At 61.5% G+C, this 18,244-nt stretch carries 12 protein-coding genes; 9 read left to right on the top strand and 3 right to left on the bottom strand.

Going from position 1 to position 18,244, the window contains the following annotated elements; genetic code table 11:
* Positions 1 to 110: 110 nt before the first annotated feature.
* Together pta and HMPREF2971_RS03560 are read right to left on the bottom strand one after the other, a co-directional pair.
* Entirely contained in the window at positions 111 to 2,201 is a 2,091-nt protein-coding gene (gene pta / locus HMPREF2971_RS03565; protein ID WP_070691364.1) for a phosphate acetyltransferase, read from the bottom strand.
* Between the two features lie 241 nt (positions 2,202 to 2,442).
* Positions 2,443 to 3,066, bottom strand: coding sequence for a GNAT family N-acetyltransferase (locus tag HMPREF2971_RS03560; protein WP_070691361.1), 624 nt, complete (start codon positions 3,064 to 3,066; stop codon positions 2,443 to 2,445).
* Between the two features lie 164 nt (positions 3,067 to 3,230).
* Between HMPREF2971_RS03560 and HMPREF2971_RS03555 the strand changes: the two genes are divergently transcribed.
* The 4 genes from HMPREF2971_RS03555 to HMPREF2971_RS03540 all read left to right on the top strand — a co-directional run bounded on the left by HMPREF2971_RS03555 (position 3,231) and on the right by HMPREF2971_RS03540 (position 8,082).
* On the top strand, positions 3,231 to 4,118 hold the full coding sequence (locus HMPREF2971_RS03555; RefSeq protein ID WP_070691357.1) for a spermidine synthase: 888 nt from the start codon (positions 3,231 to 3,233) through the stop codon (positions 4,116 to 4,118).
* A gap of 182 nt (positions 4,119 to 4,300) precedes the next feature.
* Complete coding sequence (gene pheA / locus HMPREF2971_RS03550) at positions 4,301 to 5,248, top strand: prephenate dehydratase (RefSeq protein ID WP_070691354.1); 948 nt, start codon at positions 4,301 to 4,303, stop codon at positions 5,246 to 5,248.
* 127 nt (positions 5,249 to 5,375) lie between these two features.
* Positions 5,376 to 6,683 carry a serine--tRNA ligase gene (gene serS / locus HMPREF2971_RS03545; RefSeq protein WP_070691351.1) on the top strand — a complete coding sequence of 436 codons (1,308 nt, stop codon included), beginning with the start codon at positions 5,376 to 5,378 and terminating at the stop codon, positions 6,681 to 6,683.
* Between the two features lie 310 nt (positions 6,684 to 6,993).
* Complete coding sequence (locus tag HMPREF2971_RS03540) at positions 6,994 to 8,082, top strand: diacylglycerol/lipid kinase family protein (protein ID WP_070691348.1); 1,089 nt, start codon at positions 6,994 to 6,996, stop codon at positions 8,080 to 8,082.
* Between the two features lie 105 nt (positions 8,083 to 8,187).
* Here the strand turns inward: HMPREF2971_RS03540 and HMPREF2971_RS03535 are convergent, their stop codons facing one another.
* Positions 8,188 to 8,874: a DUF8175 domain-containg protein gene (locus HMPREF2971_RS03535; RefSeq protein WP_070691344.1), complete on the bottom strand. Its 687-nt coding sequence runs from the start codon at positions 8,872 to 8,874 to the stop codon at positions 8,188 to 8,190.
* 435 nt (positions 8,875 to 9,309) lie between these two features.
* Here HMPREF2971_RS03535 and HMPREF2971_RS03530 point away from each other — a divergent pair, with 435 nt between their 5' ends.
* From HMPREF2971_RS03530 to HMPREF2971_RS03510, 5 genes are all read left to right on the top strand, one after another.
* Positions 9,310 to 10,065: a carbonic anhydrase gene (locus tag HMPREF2971_RS03530; protein ID WP_070691341.1), complete on the top strand. Its 756-nt coding sequence runs from the start codon at positions 9,310 to 9,312 to the stop codon at positions 10,063 to 10,065.
* Positions 10,066 to 10,253: 188 nt separating this feature from the next.
* The gene (locus HMPREF2971_RS03525; protein ID WP_070691337.1) at positions 10,254 to 11,534 is read left to right on the top strand and encodes a Fic family protein; all 1,281 of its coding nucleotides are present in this window, start codon (positions 10,254 to 10,256) and stop codon (positions 11,532 to 11,534) included.
* Positions 11,535 to 11,864: 330 nt separating this feature from the next.
* On the top strand, positions 11,865 to 14,780 hold the full coding sequence (locus HMPREF2971_RS03520) for a hypothetical protein (RefSeq protein ID WP_070691334.1): 2,916 nt from the start codon (positions 11,865 to 11,867) through the stop codon (positions 14,778 to 14,780).
* Positions 14,781 to 15,053: 273 nt separating this feature from the next.
* The gene (locus HMPREF2971_RS03515; protein ID WP_049340494.1) at positions 15,054 to 16,190 is read left to right on the top strand and encodes an acetate/propionate family kinase; all 1,137 of its coding nucleotides are present in this window, start codon (positions 15,054 to 15,056) and stop codon (positions 16,188 to 16,190) included.
* Positions 16,191 to 16,458: 268 nt separating this feature from the next.
* Entirely contained in the window at positions 16,459 to 18,060 is a 1,602-nt protein-coding gene (locus HMPREF2971_RS03510) for a M48 family metallopeptidase (protein WP_070691331.1), read from the top strand.
* Positions 18,061 to 18,244 lie beyond the last annotated feature (184 nt).

Raw genomic sequence — 18,244 nt, 5'->3', positions numbered from 1 at the left:
TTTTCGAAACACATGTGGCTTCTCGGCGCATTAAAAGAACCGCCCCGTCCACCGCACCCACACGGGGGTGCAGTGGCCGGGGCGGCCTCATTCAGCGGTCAAAAACCGGCTTACAGGCTCTGTGCCTGAATTGCGGTGATCGCAACGGTGTTGATGATGTCCTCAACGGTGGTACCGCGCGACAGGTCGTTCACGGGCTTACGCAGACCCTGCAGAACCGGGCCCACAGCGGCAGCACCCGAAGACTGCTGAACAGCCTTGTAGGTGTTGTTACCGGTGTTCAGGTCGGGGAAGACGAACACGGTAGCCTGACCAGCGACCTCGCTACCGGGCAGCTTGGTCGACGCAATGGACATGTTCGAAGCAGCGTCGTACTGGATCGGGCCCTCGACCGCGAAGTCGGGGTTCGAAGCGCGCACGAGCTCGGTTGCCTCACGCACAACGTCCACGTCTGCGCCAGCGCCGGAGGTGCCGGTCGAGTAGGACAGCATAGCAACCTTGGGGGTGACGCCGAACTGGCGTGCAGTCTCCGCGGATGCCTTCGCAATGTCGGCGAGCTGCTCTGCGTTGGGGTTCGGGTTCACTGCGCAGTCGCCGTAGACCAGAACGCGGTCTTCCATCAGCATCAGGAAGACGGAGGAGACGATCTTGGTGCCGGGGCGGGTCTTGATGAACTCGAGCGAGGGGCGGATGGTGTTCGCGGTGGTGTTCACAGCACCGGAAACCATGCCGTCGGCGATGCCCTTGTAAACCAGCATGGTGCCGAAGTACGAGGGGTCGGTCATGCGCTCGCGAGCGGCCTCGATGGTGACGCCCTTGTGTGCACGCAGCTCAGCGTAGGTTGCTGCGAAGTCCTCGGTGTACTCGTTGTTTTCGATGTCGATGATACGAATGGTGCTGGGCAGTTCGATACCTTCGGCCCGGCAGATCTCTGCGATCTTGGCGGGGTTGCCGAGCAGGATCAGGTCGCAGAAGTCGCGGCGTGCAATGATTTCGGCTGCACGCAGGATTCGCACGTCGTAACCCTCGGGCAGGACTACGGAGCGGCGGTTTGCGCGTGCGGTCTCGATGAGGTTGTGCAGGAAGCGCAGCGGGGTCATGGATGCGGGGCGCTCAATTTCGAGGCGTGCCAGCAGTTCGTCCTTGTTGACGTGCTCGTCCCAACCGCCCATTGCCGCTGCGAGCTTGCGCTGGTGGCCGCTTTCGAGGGTGCCGCGGACGCGGGAGACTGCGCGTGCAGACTTGAAGGTGTCCTTGGTGGTGGACAGCACGGGGAACGGCGCGTTGTCGATGAGGGAGCCGACTGCGGTGTTCTTGCCGGGCAGCGCGTCCAGGCCGCCGGTGAGCAGCACGCCGGAGGGTGCGGGGAAGGTCGGTGCCAGTGCGGATGCGAGGGTTGCTGCGACGATGTCTGCACGGTCGCCGGGGACGATGACGAAGTCGCCGTCGACGAACTGGTTGAGGAAGTTGGAGACGTTCATTGCTGCGACCTTGATGCCGTGGATGTCGCGGCTGAGGTCTTCTGCCTTGATGCCTTCGGTGTCGAGCTTGAGGGCTTCGGCAACTTCACCGACGGTGGGTGCGTTCAGTTCGGGGATTTCGGGCAGTACGTAGACGGGCAGGTTTGCGTCGCCGCGCTTGACGGACTTTTCGATTTCGTCGCGCAGTTCGGGTTCTGCACGGCCGACGATGATTGCGAGCAGGTCTACCTTGGAGGCGAGCAGTTCGGTGCGTGCCACGTCGACTGCGGTGACTGCTTCTTCGACGGTTTCTTCCTGTGCGCCGACGATTGCGACGACGGGCAGGCCGAGGTCACGGGCGATCTGGACGTTCAGGTCGAATTCGACTGAGAGCGCGTTGGCGGGCAGGTAGACGCCGTCGACGATTACGACGTCGCTGTGTGCTGCGACCTTCTCGTATGCGGAGACTGCGCGTGCGGAGATCTCTTCGGTGTCGCCTTCTGCGATGAGTGCGAGTGCGTCGGTCATGGAGACTGCGCCGCCGACCTGCTCTTCGGTCAGGCCGAAGTGTTCACGGATGAGGCGTGCCATGGGGTCGTCTGCGATGGTTGCGCCGTCGAAGACGGGGCGGAAGAAGCCGACGCGGTCTGCGCGCTTGATGAGGGAGTCTGCTAGGCCCAGGGCGACGAGGGACTTGCCCGAGTTCTGGGACATAGCGGAGAGGTAAAGACCGGTGGTCATTGTTTTACTGTCCTTCTATGCGATGTTCGGCGCTGGGTCCCGCGGTTGCGCAGGGGTGTATATGCTCCTGTGCGCGGGTGCGTCGAGCTTATATGTCATCTTCTATCTTAAGGCGTTGTGGGGGTGGTGCCTAACAGGGTGTGCGGTGCGCTGCGTCATGTGGGGCGGATGCGCGGCTGTTGCGGGGTGGGGGTGCCGTGCGTGCCGCCTCGGGGTGTGGCGTGCTGTTTAGGGGGTGAGCTTAGGGGTTGAGGATGCGCGCGTATCGTACGCTGCGTCCGGGTGCCCAGATGCCGCGTGCCTCAAATTCGATGCTGTTGCGCTGGTAGCCGAGCCGCTCGTAGAAGGAGAGCGCTCGTTCGTTTTCTGCCATGACCCACAGGTAGGAGTTTTCGTCCGGGTAGATGACGGACTCGTAGAGTGCCTGACCGAGCCCGGTGCCGTGCATGTGGTTGAGGGTGTACAGGTGCACGAGTTTGCGGGTGCCTGCAGGCAGTTCGGGGAGGGACTCGGCGCGTTCGAGTTCCCAGGAGGAGGGCTCGCACAGGGAGAGCGCCAGGCCGACCGGCTTATCCCAGTTGATGCGTGCGCCGATGGAGCAGGAGAGCCCGCCGTCGGGGGTCCAGCCGGGCACCTCATAGGCGAAGAAGCCGCGCACGGTGGGGGAGGAGAGGTGGCGGTGGAAGTCTTCGAGGTATTCGTTGCGTTCGGCGCGGTGGCGGGCGGTGAAGCTTTCCCCGAGCGTGTTGAAGTAGATCGGGTCGTAGGTTTGCTCCATGCAGTCCAGCTGCAGGTTGACGTATTTTTCGGCGTCGGTCGGTTCAATTGGTGCGAGCGCGTAGCGGCCCTGACATACAAATCCCATGGGTTCTAGTCTACTCAGCTGGCCCCTGTGGAGGCGGTTCCTTGCGGGTGTGTACGCTAGGGGCGTGCAGGAGCGGCACCCCGGGATGCGAGCGCCGTCGGGCGGCCCGCCCCCGATTAGGTGCGGCGCTGACCGGGGGCGGGTCGTCGGCTAGGCTAGAGGGTATGGCGAAAAAGAGCAGGGCACCGAAGAAATCCCAGAAGGCGCAGAAGAACCAGAAGAACCGGGCTGACGATACCGAGAACACCCCCGTGCAGGGCGCGGTGGCAGGCGTGTACCCCATCTCCACGGGTGAGGCGGAGCTCGTCCCCGACGGCTACCACGCCGACGGCTGGCTGCTGCTCATCAACGGCGTGCAGTCCTCCCACGTAATCGTGGGCGAGCCCCGCCAGCTGGATTTTGAGTACATGCGCTGGATCGCCGCAGTCGTCTCCTCGCACGTGGAGGAGCACCTGGACGCCGCGAAGCTGCGCATCACCCACCTGGGTGGCGGCGCGTGCTCGATGGCGCGCTATTTCGCTGACCTGTACCCGACCAGCCGCAACACGGTCGTTGAGCTGGACGCCAAGCTCGCCGAGTATGTGCGCGCCTGGTTCGACATCCCCAAGGCGCCGCGCGTGAAGATTCGCGTGGGTGAGGCGGGGGCCGTCACCTCCACGTTTGCCCCGGCTTCCCGCGACGTGCTGATTCGTGACGTATTCGCCGGGGACACCACCCCCGAGGCGCTCACCACCGTCGAGTTCACCCGCACCGTCGCCGAGTCGCTCGCACCCGGCGGCCTGTACATCCTGAACTGCGGCGACGGGCCGGCGCTGACCGGTGCCCGCGCGGAGGCGTCCGCCCTGCTCGAGGTGTTCGAGTACGTGTGCATCGTGGCGGATTCGGCCATGTTGAAGGGTCGCCGCCGCGGCAACGTCATTATTGCCGGCTCGCACGCGCCCCTGCCGGAGGCCGGCTCCGTGCAGGCGGCCGCTATTTCCCGCGAGCTCATGGGTGGAGGCGTACCCGCCCAGTACTGGGACACCGCGCGGGTGCGCCAGTTCGCGGGTTAGGTTTCGGGGATAGGTTAGTTCCTTCGGGGATAGGTTAGTGACGTTGGGGGTGGGTCTTAACCACCCCCAACGTCACTAACCCACCCCTAAAATCGCCAACCCATGACCGAAGCCATTCCGAGATATATACGGCACGGGCGAAACCCCACCGCTACCGACCCCAACCCGATACCATGGTGACCATGCGATACACCTATCTGGGCCCCTCCGGCACCTTCACTGAATCCGCCCTGCTGAGCGTCCCCGGCGCATCCGACGCCGAACGCATCCCCGCCACCAGCGTGCCCGACGCGCTCGCACGCCTGAACGCGGGCGAGGCGGACGCCGCCATGGTGCCCATCGAAAACTCCGTGGAGGGAGGCGTGAGCGCCACCCTGGACGCTATCGCAGCCAGCGAGGGTGTACGCATTATCCGCGAGGTGCTCGTGCCGATCCGCTTCGTGCTGGTCGCCGCGAAGCCCATCAGCATCGAAGACGTCAAGACCATCTCCACCCACTCGCACGCCTGGGCGCAGGTGCGCGGCTGGGCGCAGGAGAACGTACCCACCGCCGCCTACCTGCCCGGCTCCTCCACCGCGGCGGCGGCTGTCGGCCTGCTCGAAGAGGGCTGCACCTACGATGCGGCAATCTGCTCCCCGGCGCTGCTGAACTACCACCCGGAACTGCACGTACTGCAGGACAACATCGGCGACAACAAGAACGCCGTAACCCGCTTCGTGCTGCTCTCCCGCACCGCCGACATCCCCGAACCGACCGGCTCCGACAAGACCACCCTGACCGTGCCGCTGCCCGCCAACCGCGCCGGCGCCCTGCTCGAACTGCTCGAACAGTTCTCGGTGCGCGGCGTGAACCTCTCCCGCATCGAATCGCGCCCCACCGGCGAAGGCATGGGTTCCTACTCGTTCAGCATCGACGCCGACGGCCACATCTACGAGGCACGCATGCGCGATGCACTGCGCGGCCTGCACCGCGTCTCCCCGACGCTGAAATTCCTCGGCTCCTACCCGCGCGCTGACCACGAAAACACCGAGGTCGACAGCATCCACTCCGACGCCTCCTTCGACTCTGCGCACGAGTGGCTGGAATCGCTCTTCCCGAACGGCCGCCCCGCACAGCTGCAGCGCCACTAACGGCACCACTTACAACATCACCGGCGGCACCACCAGCCGGCCGCCGCTAGACACCCCCGCACCTACCCGCGCCCCACCAGCGCAAACCCCGCCCACAACCCACCGCAAGATTAGGTAGGATAAAACAGTGATTGATATTAACCTCCTCCGCGAAAACCCCGACGTCTTCCGCGCCTCTCAGCGAGCACGCGGCAAGGACGAAACCCACGTCGACCGCATCCTCGAAGCCGACGCCGCACGCCGCGCACTCATCGGCGAATACGAGACCCTGCGCGCCGAGCAGAACGCCTTCGGCAAGAAGGTTGCCAAGGCACCCAAGGAAGAAAAGCCCGCACTCGTTGCACAGGCCAAGGAACTGGCCGCCCGCGTCAACGATGCGAAGGCAGCCTCCGAGGCGAAGACCGCCGAATACGAGGAACTGATCAGCAGCATCGAGAACCTCATCATCGATGGCGTGCCCACCGGCGGCGAAGACGACTACGTGGTCGTCAAGAAGGTCGGTACCCCCCGCGACTTCACCGCTGACGGCTTCGAGCCGCGCGACCACCTCGAAATCGGCGAACTCGTCGACGGCATCGACATGGCACGCGGCGCGAAGGTCTCCGGCGCACGCTTCTACTTCCTCAAGGGCCAGGTAGCACGCCTGGAGCAGGCACTCATGTGGATGGCGCTCGACCTGGCCACCCAGCACGGCTTCACCATGATGACCACCCCCACCCTGGTACGCCCCGAAATCATGAACGGCACCGGCTTCAACGTCAAGCACGACGACGAAATCTACCGCCTCGAACGCGACGACCTGTACCTGGTCGGCACCTCCGAGGTGGCGCTCGCCGGCTACCACACCGACGAAATTCTCGACTTCGAGAAGGGTGCGAAGAAGTACCTGGGCTGGTCCTCCTGCTACCGCCGCGAGGCAGGCTCCGCAGGTAAGGACACCCGCGGCATCATTCGCGTGCACCAGTTCAACAAGGCTGAAATGTTCGTCTACTGCCCCGTCGAGCAGGCAGAAGAGATGCACGAGAAGCTGCTGTCCCTCGAAGAGGAAATGCTGCAGCGCTGCGGCCTCGCATACCGCGTGATTGACACCGCCGCAGGCGACCTGGGCACCTCCGCAGCCCGCAAGTTCGACTGCGAGGCGTGGGTCCCCACCCAGGGCACCTACCGTGAGCTGACCTCCACCTCGAACTGCACCACCTACCAGGCGCGCCGCCTGAACATTCGCGAGCGCACCCCGGACACCGTGGACGAGGCAGGCAACGTGCGTAAGGGCCGCACCCGCTCTGTGGCAACCCTGAACGGCACCCTGGCAACCACTCGCTGGTTGGTGGCCATCCTGGAGACTCACCAGCAGGCTGACGGTTCTGTTGTGATTCCGGAAGCACTGCGCCCGTACATGGGCGGCGCCGAGGTTATCCCCGCTGTCGCTGAATAAGGGATGCCTGCTGGAGTGAGTCTCCACTCCGGCGGGGGATTTAGTGCCTCGCGCGCTCGGAATTCCCCACCTCCGTCCCACCAGCAGGCTGACGGTTCTGTGGTAATCCCTGAGGCTCCAGGCTCGTTACCTCGCCTGATTCGGAAGCCTCTTGAGTGCTCGCGCGCTCGCACCCGGCTCCCTCATCTGTACATGGGCGGTGCCGAGGTTATCCCGGTCGTAGCCGCTGAGTAATCTCAAACTCGGTCGAAAACCCGCTCACCGCGTAACCGGTGGGCGGGTTTTTGCGTGGGCAGGTAGTCTAAGAACTATGCCTCTTTACCGTAAACTCCTTGGTGTTTCTGCGGCGGCGGCGCTGACCGCCTCCGCCACTGGTGCCCGCAAGAAGGCGCGCCGACGCGCTATCGAACTGGGCGCGCCCTTCGGCGTTCTGCCGATCCTGCCCACCGGTGAAGCGCAGCGTGTGGGCGTGGTGTACAACCCGAGCAAGCCCGGCGTTGCGGTGGCTATTGAGATTCTGGAACGTATCCTCGCGGCGAACGGCCACCCGAAGGCGCTGGTGCGCACCACCCGCGTGGACGAGCCCGGCTCAGAGGCCGCCCGCGAGCTGATTGCCGAGGGCGTTGACCTGCTGATTGCCGCAGGTGGTGACGGCACGGTGCGTGCCGTGGCGGCGGCGCTGGCGCATCACGAGGGACGCAAGCCGCGCCTGGGTATTTTGCCGATGGGCACCGGCAACCTGCTGGCGCGCAACCTGTACATCCCGGTGAGTGACGTGGCGGCGTGCGTGAATATTGCGCTCAACGGTGCAGGTCAGAGTGTTGATGCGATCGAGATGACGACTACGGGCACCACCGGCGAAGAAACAGAACACACGTTCTTTGTGATGAGTGGTGCCGGCTTTGACGCGCTCGTCATGAACGATACGAACGAGGAGATTAAGGCGAAGTTCGGCTGGGTTGCATACGTGCAGTCCGGCATGAAGCACATGCTGGGCAGGTCGCATCCGGTGCGCATCAGCGTGGACGGTGGGGAGCCCCGCATCCTGCCCATGCGTTCGGTGCTGGTTGCGAATTGCGGTCGCCTGCAGGGCGGTATTCGCCTGGCGGATATGACGGATGTGCACGACGGCAAGCTTGAGGTGATTGTGGCGTCCCCGCGTGACCTGGTGGAGTGGGGCCTGCTGATGGCGAAGGTGATGCGCCGTACGATTCTGGGTTCGCCGCGCATTGATCTACCGGTGATTCGCCACCTGGTGGGGTCCGAGGTGGTGCTGGAGTTCCCGGATGGTGCGCAGCCGGTTGAGGTGGATGGCGACCCGGCGCCGTCGGCGCACCGCATTAGCGCGCGGGTGCTGCCTGCCGCCGTGGAGGTGGCGGTCCACCCGGATGTGCTCTAGCGGGTAGCGCCTAGAGCTGTCTTAAACGTATAAACGCGGTGGGGCACGACCTAATGAAAGGTCGTGCCCCACCGCGCTTTTATCGGTTGTGCCGGTTTTTAGTTTTTAGGCTTCCCAGGTAATGAACTCGTCGGGGTCAACGTTGCTAATTGCAGGAATAGTCGTGGGAGCCCAGTAGTGCCAGTCACCGTCGTGCCACTCCATGACTGCATCCCAGCTACGGTATGCGCCTGAGGGAATCTGGAAGAGCAGACGCACAGTCGCACGCTCCGGGGTGTAGGAGACATAGCGGTAGCCAGCAATACGCACTACAGTGCGGGTTTTAGTGTCTTTCAGCCGGTCCTCACGAATTTTTTCAGCACCCGGACCAACGACAGTCGGCATATAGGCTTCTGGTGCCTCGTTAATCTCGATGGTTGCCCACATAGCAGCGTAGAGCGCACCCTCAGCTGAATGTTCGAAGCAGTTACGAATCGGGGAGTTCGCCATCGGACCGGCGGTCTTCGATACCGGACCCATCCAACCCCCATCAGTGGTTATCCACGTGGTGTCCTTGGGGGCTGCATCCAGTACTGCCTGGTCGTCTGAGGCGCCAGCGCCGCAGGTGCCTGCCGCTACCGTTGAGGTGGCCTTCGACTGAGCCGCACCGTTCGAACCGCCCGCGGCGGAGGTATTGGAATTATCGCCGCCGCGCGGAATAAGCACGATGACCAGTACGACGAGGAGGGCAACGACAGCTGCAGCCAGTCCGAAAGCCCAGCGGGGGATAGTGACTCCACCCTTGTTCTCCATAACAATCTCCAAAATACGTAGACCCCACAATTCGGGGCGCGACAAACCCACCCCCAGCAGGAGGGCAGAGATTGAATGAGTGATGAGAAACTATGCGGTACCGCAGGAAAAGCATCTGAGCCAGAACACAACATCGAGGACTGCAAGACGCAAAAACACGGCGGCACATATTTATCGGTGTCAAAAGATACCCTATCATGCATACAGATATCCTGCAGGCGCTCGCCCTGAGCTACCATGATATGAGCTGGACTGCACGAAAAAGAACCGAATTCATACCGCTAATCCGGTACCTAACCGTGCACCCACTATGCGTCAACGCCCGACGCAGACACCAACCGCAGGCGGTCGCAACGCTACACAGCCCAGCATATGCCCCGCCTAGACGCATCACACCGATACATAGATACCGTTCATCAGAGAAAGCCCCTCTCCATGACCCGCAAAATCACCGCAACCGCCGCTGCCCTCGCACTGCTCGCTACCGGCTGCTCTGCTAGCACCGATAGCTCCGCACCGGGCGGAACCCTCATCACCAGCGGAACCTCTACCGCCACCAGCACCCCCACCCCCAGCTCTACTACTCCTGCACCCGCAACCACCACCGCAGGCCGCACCCCCACCGTCACCGAGGTGACCGCCTCCCCGAGCGCGACGGAAAGCACCACCGCGGCATCCACCACTGCGGCAGCGACCCCGACCCCGACCCCGACCGTGAGCCTTGACCCTTCACCCCTGGCGGGAACCGGTGGTGGACCCCAGCAGCCCTCCAGCGTTCCTACCCTCAATAGCATCACTGACGAAGACCGTGGTCGCGCGCTTGAAACCGCGAAAGCAATTGTCACCGCCTACACCAGCGGCAAGCCGTACAAGGAATGGTCAGAAGAGCTCTACCCGATGGTCGACCCCGAAGTGCAGAATGAGTACGGGCCTAAATCGCGTATTGACCTTTTGAAAGGAACCGTAATCAGCGCTGAACTGGTCGATGACCCGACCCTGAAAGTTCCTGGTGGGGACAACCCCTACTGGCTTACGGTTAGCGTGCGAGTCGAGGGAAGCCTCAGCCCCGCCTACTACGTGCGTTTGCACCGTACTGCGGAGCGACCCAATAAGTGGAAGGCGTCTCATATTCTTGAACCGCAGGGCTACAAGCTCTTTGCTGAAAAATGGCTCAAGCAGCATAACAAGTAGAGCGATGGGCGATGCTTCACACTGGGATGAGCCCCTGCAGGGGTCTAAGTTGAGGAGCCTACCGGCACCCTAACTGCCTATTTGTGATCTGGATTATGAAAGAAATCGCGGATTTTTTCACTATTTCCTGAAAATTGGGAGGATAATGAAAAAAACCGCGATTTTTTACACCATCAAGGAGGGTACACGTGAACACCACCGGCACAAGGTACCGCACCCTCAAAAGCATCTTCCACGAACGCGGCAAAGCCGCCGCACAAACCGAACTGCAGGCACGCCGCAACGGCCACTCCACCTACCTCCTCAACGAATTCACGGTAGGGGAGCACCCCCTGTTCTACCTGGCAGACCGCACCGCGCTCGCATCCTTCGAACGCATCATGCGCCGTGAACGGCACATCGAACAGCTGAGCTCCCAACTGCCCAGCATCGCCATGCAAAGCTACCTACTCGACCTGGCAGTACGCAGCATCGTGGCGTCCGACCGTATCGAAGGTGTGCACACCACACGCCAGCTCATCTCTGAGGCACTCACCTCCGGCGACAGCGAGGACCCCCGCGCCAAACGCGCCGTCGAATTCGTGAACCTCCTCAAAGACCTGGGGGCAGGCCGCCCACCCTCCACGGTTGAGCAGGTGCGTAGCCTCTACGACACGCTACTCGAAGGGCACCTCGCCGAAGAAGACCGCCCAGACGGGGCTCTATTCCGCACCAAACCCGTGGTTATCCACGACAACACCCGAGAAATTCACCGCGCCCCCGACAGCGAAGTAACCATCACCGCCAACGTTCAGGCGGCGCTTGACCATGCCCTCGACCCGAACGTGCCGGCGCTATTCTCCGCGATCGCCGCGCATTTCATGGTGGAATACACGCACCCTTTCTACGACGGCAACGGCCGCCTGGGCAGGTACCTGCTGGTGTCCCACCTGGGGCATACACTCACCCGGCTGACGACCCTCACCCTGCCGAGCACGCTCAACATTCAGAAGAGCCGCTACTACAAGGCGTTTAGCGCGGCGGAAGAACCCCTCAACTGCGGTGAGGTGACCGGTTTTCTGCATGTTTTTCTGGGGCTGATCGAGCAAGCGCAGGAGCACCTGGTAGACGAGTTGGAATCACGTGACCGTGCGTGGCGTGCCCTTGGCAAGCGTATCGCTGAGCTGGAGGGCAGCCGCACCTGGACGGGTGGCACCCCCGGGCTGACTTCGAAGAAGCTTGATGATGTTCTGCGGCTGCTGTACCTGCTGGGGCAGGTGCAGATTTTCCGTGCGCCGGTTGCCCCCACTTCGAGCGAGTTGCAGGAGGCGCTGGGGGTTACGGCGCCGACTCTGCGCGATAGGCTCAAACTGCTGCAGGGGCTTGGGTTTGTTGAGGGTGTGAAGGCTGGCCGCACGATGCGCTGGTCCCTCACCGAGGCGGGAACCGCCCTGCTGGGCCTGCCCGCCGTTGATGACGACGAAGAATAGCCCGCGAGCATAAGAAGCAGGGGAGGGGCCGCACCAGAATGTATCCCGCCTATAACTGGCAGAATCGTGGAATCCATCTTTGCAGTAGCGGAACGGGCCGGTTGCAGACATAAGTATCGGTATGTGGTAATCCATCTGCTCACGCCACCATTGTGTAAGGCTCCTGTAGTCGCCGTGTGATTCATCCCATGTCTGCTACATTAGGGTCAGGCGACATAATGCTTCCGGGTGCTTCCACCACTCAGAACACCAGAAAGTATTCTGGATATCTATTTTGCGGTTTAACGAGGCCGTACACCTGAACTCGAATACCGAATGACTGGAAATGTAATGGTGATTAATCACAAGCGACGGGGCGAAGCACAGAGCGCTCCTAGCCTGCATCTGAGAGACATGCCCATCGAGCACTTGTATGTACGCTATCAAAGGATAGCGCGGAACCTGCCGAGACGGATCCGCTGGCTTGCTTTGGTATTCGCGCCAACGAGCACGAGTTTCACCGTCTTCACCGCTGGCCTACTGAATGTTGCAGGGGCTCTGATGATTACGGCAGGTATCGGCCGGGTAACGTCAGGTGAGAGGACCCCAGGCAGTGCTATTTGGTTACTCATCTTCGCTTTCCTGGCTGAAAGCCTAGGGTACTGGGTGAAGGAACGCCAAGAGCTTATTCTCACGATCGCGGTTCGACATCTCACATACCGCCGTTTCCGGGACATCTTTAGTAGGTCATCCCATCCGCCGGAAGCTCACGGACATGTTCTCACATACCCAGGACAGATCAGCCAGTTTGCCTTCGTTGTTGATTTCGCCGTTTCAACCGTTCAGATTATTGCCTTTCTCGCGGCTTCGCTCGCGCTATATGGTGCAAGCGGCGCCATCGCTGCGTTGCTCATCACTGGATTGGTATTCGTCAGCGTCCGTCTCATCAACTTGGTGGGCCGACTATGGGAACAGTACGTCGCTCTAGAGGGAGAGCGTAGGCAGTGGATCCAGCGTGTAGCAAACGCGATGCCTCGAGGGCAAAGCATCCCCAGCTGGGGTACCGCCCTGGACAAGATCGCTAGCATCCGAAACACCGAAGAGCAGCTTCTGCACAGACGGGTCCCGTTGCAGGTCCTGAATGGATTCCTTGAACGGGGAGCACTAACTGCGGTGCTCGCTGTGGTTGCGGTTCTCGGCGCGTGGTTCTGGCCATCCGCTCATTTCGGTGTTGGAATTATTTTGGCTGCCCGCTACCTGTACGCAGCGGTGCAGAACAACATCGTAAACTATCGGGTTATTCGGCTCGCTGTGCCAATGATGCGTGAGCTCGATAAGCTCGAGTCGTCTCCAAATTGCACGGTTAAACAGCAGGACTGGGTGGGGCAGCCTTCAAATTCTAGAGAGGTGCTTGCAGCTACGTCTGAGCGCGCTGAAGCATTGCGCACATCCGTGACCACCCCCGATTCTGCTTTCGTACCACGCAACCCGGAAATGTCCCATTCGGTGTTGTCAGCGTGGCGAGCTTCTGCTTCGCCACATCAGGTATCCCGGTTCACTAGCCTCGCTTTAGATATGGGGCTCACTGAGGATGTGATCGGGCGGTTCTGGCAAGACGCAACAACCTTGTCGTCAGGAGAGAGACACCGTGCTGCTGTCGCTATCGTTTTGGCAGACAAACCGGACTGGCTAATTTTGGACGATACGTTCGCAGCGCTTGATCCTGTAGCACGAGAAGTGGTTGCCGAGAAGATCTTAGAGTGCGTGCCAACGTGCACACTTCTGGCAAGCTCGGAGGAGTACGTACCGAGTGCCTTCACCCCCGGCAATGATGCGAGGGTAGGCCCTCTTGAGTTGCAGGCTCATAGCCCCGGGGCAGCTAAGGAGGCAGATGCTGGTTCGACGGATGTGAGCGAGAGACAGGACCTTCCTGACCCTGAGCCGAAGCGTGCCACATTCCGACGATCGGCCCTGTTGTTGTTTGGGCCGCATTTGGTGTGGATTACGTGTGGCGCCCTACTCTTGAGCGGATCCGAAGTTGCTTTTGCAATGACGATTGCTCACAGTGATGGGCTGTCTGCTCAGGTTGCTGGAGTGTCAGCTGCTTGCGCACTGGCAGCAATTGTTGGGTCCGTCATGTTCTTTGGCCCGCTCTACTTGGCTCCCATCGCTAGGCTGAGCGATTTGCACGACAGGATTATACGGAGGCTCGATCGATTCGCTAGTCCTAGAACAAGCGGTGCGGTCATGGGGCGGATGGGTGAAGACTTCTCCGACCTTCAGATGTCGGTGCCTAGCGCCCTGGGTTCGGTATTTATGGTCATTCTACAGACCTTTATGCTCATCGGAGGCGCAGTGGCCGGCGCCCCGCTGTTCATAATCGTTGTGTTGGCGGTAGCACCCCTAGCGATGCTTGCTATGCGTCAGGGTTCAAAGTGGATTCTCCCTGCCTCGACGACGGCTGCCAATCGCCGAGGTGACTTCATCGGGGTGGTTGGTGCCCAGGCTGGCTTACACGCTGCGCCCGTCAGTGCAGGGCTACGTCGGGCTGGAGAAGAAGCCTACGCTCATTCGGAGGCTGCATACGTCAGCAGCTCGATTCAGTTGGCGAACGCCTACGCACTGCGTACGGGACTGATTCAGTCGCTTGTGTTGTCACTGAATGTTTCTGCAGTGGTATTGGCACTGATGGTCGAAGGATCGAACTCAGTGGTTGCTCCCGCGGTCGTAATATATTTTGCAGTAACTCTGTCATCTGGCATCCAATCTACGGTGGAGACGCTGCAACAGGTTGGTGTAGTCAGCTTGACTGCGGAGCGTGTTCGGATGCTTGAAGAGTACCGGGCCGACCGTTCTTATCCGCCCGCGCGGTCTGCTGACCTGGCTCTGCTTGAGAGTGTTCTTGACTCTGGGTGTTCTATGGTTGCCTTGATTGGACCAACTGGCGCGGGGAAGTCCGTCATGCTTGATGCTCTATACCGCCGGTATCCCCAAGGCGAAGTGGTAATCGTACCAGATATCGATCCGTTCGCATCTGAAGCATCGAATTCGAGCGGGCTCATGCTTGCGCGTTCCGTATTACGTGAAGGCGCTACCCGGCTTGTGTTGCTTGATGAGACCTTGAAGGGTCTCACTCCGTCAGAGGAGCGCGCTGAGCTCGAATCGATGGCGTGCGCTATCGAGGGCAGTGACAAGCAGGTTGTGATTGTCCTTCACTCGCGCTCTAACCTTGATTGTTTCAAAGAAGTGGTGAATTTAGATGCGTGAGCTGACCCAAGTACTACGTTTTTCTCCAAGAACTATCGAGGACGAAATGCGAATCTATAGGGCCAAACCTATAGCCTGGACCGATTCGTCGGTGGCACTTCTGAACGAGTACGGCGCCACACTGTGCACACCCGCCCCTCCTGCCCCCGATAATGCCCTGATACCGCCCGCGATAAAAACCCCCCGTTAAAAACACGGTCGGGGCCGTCTCGCACGCAGGCTCGAAAAGTGCGAGAATGGAACGAAAAGAAAACTACGAAAGAAGATACTTTCATGCTTATTCTCGTTGTGAACGCTGGTTCTTCCTCCCTGAAGTACCAGGTGCGTGACACCTCCCTGCCCGAGGCAGAGCAGATGCTGACCTCCGGCCTCGTCGAAAACATCGGCACCGACGTGCCCAACCACGAAGTCGCATTCGACATCATGTCCGAGAAGCTCGAGCCCGTCCTGGCAGGCCGTGAGCTGCAGGCAGTCGGCCACCGCGTGGTGCAGGGTGCAGAGAAGTTCACCCACCCCGCCCTGCTCACCGAGGAAGTTGTCCAGCAGATCGACGACCTCTCCCCGCTGGCACCGCTGCACAACCCCGCACACGCTCAGGGCATGCGCGCAGCAATGCACAAGTGGCCCTCCCTGCCGCAGGTTGCTATCTTCGACACCGCGTTCCACTCCACCATGCCCGAAGAAGCATGGCGCTACGCAATCCCCTACGACCTGGCTGACAAGTACAGCATCCGCCGCTACGGCTTCCACGGCACCAGCCACGAGTACGTCTCCCACGTTGCAGCTGACATGCTCGGCATTGCACGCGACGAGTTCAACGGCATCGTTGCTCACCTCGGTAACGGCGCGTCCGTGACCGCTGTGAAGGGCGGCAAGTCCGTCGACACCTCCATGGGCTACACCCCGCTGGCTGGCCTGATCATGGGTACCCGCTCCGGCGACATCGACCCCTCGGCACTGACCACTATTCTGGTTCGTGAGGGCATCGACGGTGCCCGCCTGGACACCATTCTGAACAAGGAGTCCGGCCTGCTCGCACTGGCTGGCTCCAACGACATGCGTAAGGTCGTTGAGGCTGCACAGTCCGGTGACGAGCGTGCACAGCTCGCACTGGACATGACCTCCTACCGCCTGATGAAGTACATTGGCGGCTACAACCTGGTTGTTGGCGGCGCGCAGGCACTGATCTTCACCGCAGGTATCGGTGAGAACTCCGGCGACTTCCGCAAGCTGGTCCTGGACCGCCTCGGCGCACTGGGCATCAAGTACAACGAGGAAGAGAACGCTAAGCGTTCCCCCGAGCCGCGCGTGATTTCCACCGAGGATTCCGCTATTAAGGTGCTGGTCATCCCCACCAACGAGGAGAAGGCTATCGCTGAGGCTACCGAGGAACTCGTCAAGAGCCTCTAAGCCCCCCGCCGTGTAGGCGGCTCAGCGTAAAGTGATCCGCCGTGGCGCCCATTCTGTATGGGTGCTGCGGCGGATTTCTTATGCCCGCAAGGCTGCTCACCCCAGAGTCTCTGCACTGTGCGCCCCGGCACTGCGCATCCCAGCACTGTGGCGTACTGTAGCGTCGCGAATGGGCATTCTATGAGAAAAAGCGCATTCACATTCACTAGTAAGTGCCCAAAAACGATAGAGTGGAATCAGATAACACTCGATACGAAGCGGACGAGACATGACTCAACCCCCTGAAAACCACCAGCAGCCCGGCGGGCAGTTCAACGCCCAGCCCGGCCAGCAGGCATTCCACGCCCCCGGTGAGCCCCTCCCGCAGGACCTCTCCGCCGGCTGGCTCCCCGAAGACGAGCGCCAGAAGCCGGTCAGCCCCCTGCCCCAGCCGAAGCTCTTCGCCTACCAGTCGATGCTGCCGCCGAAGGTGCTGCACGCGCTGCGTCACCCCTCCGAAATTCCGTGGCTGGTCGCCGCCTACGCCGTCACCGCGGTCGGCTACATTGTGCTGTTCATGGCGCTGGCTGACCTGTTCAGCTCGATGATGCGTTACGTCTTCAGCTCAACCGGTGAAGGCTCGGTTCGAGTACCTTCCGGCAGCACCTCCGCAAGCCTGGAAGACCTGATTTTCCAGACGGTTGGTCTGCTCATCCTGGGCCCGATTGCCATCTTCATTGTTCGTGCAATCTACTACGCACAGCAGCGTGTTCGCGGTGTGCGCATCACCCCGACCCAGTTCCCTGAGGCGTACCAGATGCTCGCCGAAGCAGCGGAGGCGGCAGGCCTGCGCCGCGTGCCGGACGCGTACGTTGTTCTCGGTAACGGCACCATGAACGCTTTCGCGGCAGGTCACGGCTTCCGCCGCTACATCTGCCTGTACTCTGACCTGTTCGAGATCGGCGGTAAGTCCCGTGACCCGCAGGCTCTGCGCTTCATCATTGGCCACGAGGTGGGCCACATCGCCGCAGGTCACGTCGGTTATTTCCGTCTGATTTTCACTACGCTGTTCAACCAGATTCCGGTGCTGTCGAGTGCGCTGTCCCGCTCGCAGGAGTACACCGCCGATAACTTCGGTTACCGCTTCTGCCCCGAGGGCGCTGAGGGTGCCGTCAAGGTGCTTGCGGCAGGTAAGTACCTGAACAAGCAGGTCAACTTCGATGAGCTTGCCGACCGTGCGGTCACCGACCGCGGTCTTGCCGTCTGGTACGTGAACCTGCTGGCAAGCCACCCGATTCTCACCTGGCGTGCGCACGCACTGCGTGACCGCACCCAGCCCGGCCGCCTGTTCTGGCGCCCGACTGAGAACCCGGTCAAGGACGCCGCACCGCGCGTTCCTGTCCTGATTCCGGCATCTGAGCCGGTGCACATGTGGCCTGACCCGATTCAGTCCACCGAGTTCATGCGCGAGCACCAGGACGCGTGGGCTGACCACACCCTGGAGACCGTGGACGTGTACCCCAAGCCCGAGAACGCCCCCGAGTTCGACGCGAACTCGACGCTGTTCGCTGGCTGGCTCACCGAGCAGGCTCGTGCCTTCCACGGCCAGCGTTGGGATGCGTACGCTGCCGCCGGTGGCGTGCCGGCACCGGGCGCTCCCGGTGGCCCGCAGATGCCCGCACCGGGTCAGCCTGCCGCAGGCCAGAACAGTGCAACCCAGAACGGTGCAGGCCAGCCCGCACCTGAGCAGCCCTCTAATGGCCAGCCTAACGGCCAGTCTTCTAACGGCCAGCCTGCTCCCGAGCAGTATGGCTACGGCCAGTACGGCAACAACTCCTCTGAGGGTGGCTCGTACGGTCAGGGTTACGGCTTCGACGGCGATAAGAAGTAGCCAGTATCCGCCCGGGTGCGCTCTAAGCGCCCGCCTGAGCCGCACAGCTCAATAACCTTCACGAACCCGTCGGGGTGCCTGAGGCGCCCCGACGGGTTCTGCCGTTAACCGCCTCCTCACAGGCTCGTAGTCGGTTGCTACAGCCGCACATAACCTTCAACACCCCGCCTACAGCTGAGATGCA

This window comes from Rothia sp. HMSC066G07, assembly GCF_001814485.1.
Lineage (GTDB): Bacteria > Actinomycetota > Actinomycetes > Actinomycetales > Micrococcaceae > Rothia.
The sequence above is the reverse complement of the archived record's forward strand: the minus strand, read 5'-3'. Positions and strand labels throughout refer to the sequence as shown.

What these genes read in the sequence shown, in the direction of transcription:
- pheA (WP_070691354.1), top strand. Translation starts at nt 4,301, where the DNA reads ATGCGATACACCTATCTGGGCCCCTCCGGCACCTTCACTGAATCCGCC.
- HMPREF2971_RS03510 (WP_070691331.1), top strand. Translation starts at nt 16,459, where the DNA reads ATGACTCAACCCCCTGAAAACCACCAGCAGCCCGGCGGGCAGTTCAAC.
- HMPREF2971_RS03515 (WP_049340494.1), top strand. Translation starts at nt 15,054, where the DNA reads ATGCTTATTCTCGTTGTGAACGCTGGTTCTTCCTCCCTGAAGTACCAG.
- HMPREF2971_RS03520 (WP_070691334.1), top strand. Translation starts at nt 11,865, where the DNA reads ATGGTGATTAATCACAAGCGACGGGGCGAAGCACAGAGCGCTCCTAGC.
- HMPREF2971_RS03555 (WP_070691357.1), top strand. Translation starts at nt 3,231, where the DNA reads ATGGCGAAAAAGAGCAGGGCACCGAAGAAATCCCAGAAGGCGCAGAAG.
- pta (WP_070691364.1), bottom strand. Translation starts at nt 2,201, where the DNA reads ATGACCACCGGTCTTTACCTCTCCGCTATGTCCCAGAACTCGGGCAAG.
- HMPREF2971_RS03535 (WP_070691344.1), bottom strand. Translation starts at nt 8,874, where the DNA reads ATGGAGAACAAGGGTGGAGTCACTATCCCCCGCTGGGCTTTCGGACTG.
- HMPREF2971_RS03540 (WP_070691348.1), top strand. Translation starts at nt 6,994, where the DNA reads ATGCCTCTTTACCGTAAACTCCTTGGTGTTTCTGCGGCGGCGGCGCTG.
- HMPREF2971_RS03530 (WP_070691341.1), top strand. Translation starts at nt 9,310, where the DNA reads ATGACCCGCAAAATCACCGCAACCGCCGCTGCCCTCGCACTGCTCGCT.
- HMPREF2971_RS03560 (WP_070691361.1), bottom strand. Translation starts at nt 3,066, where the DNA reads ATGGGATTTGTATGTCAGGGCCGCTACGCGCTCGCACCAATTGAACCG.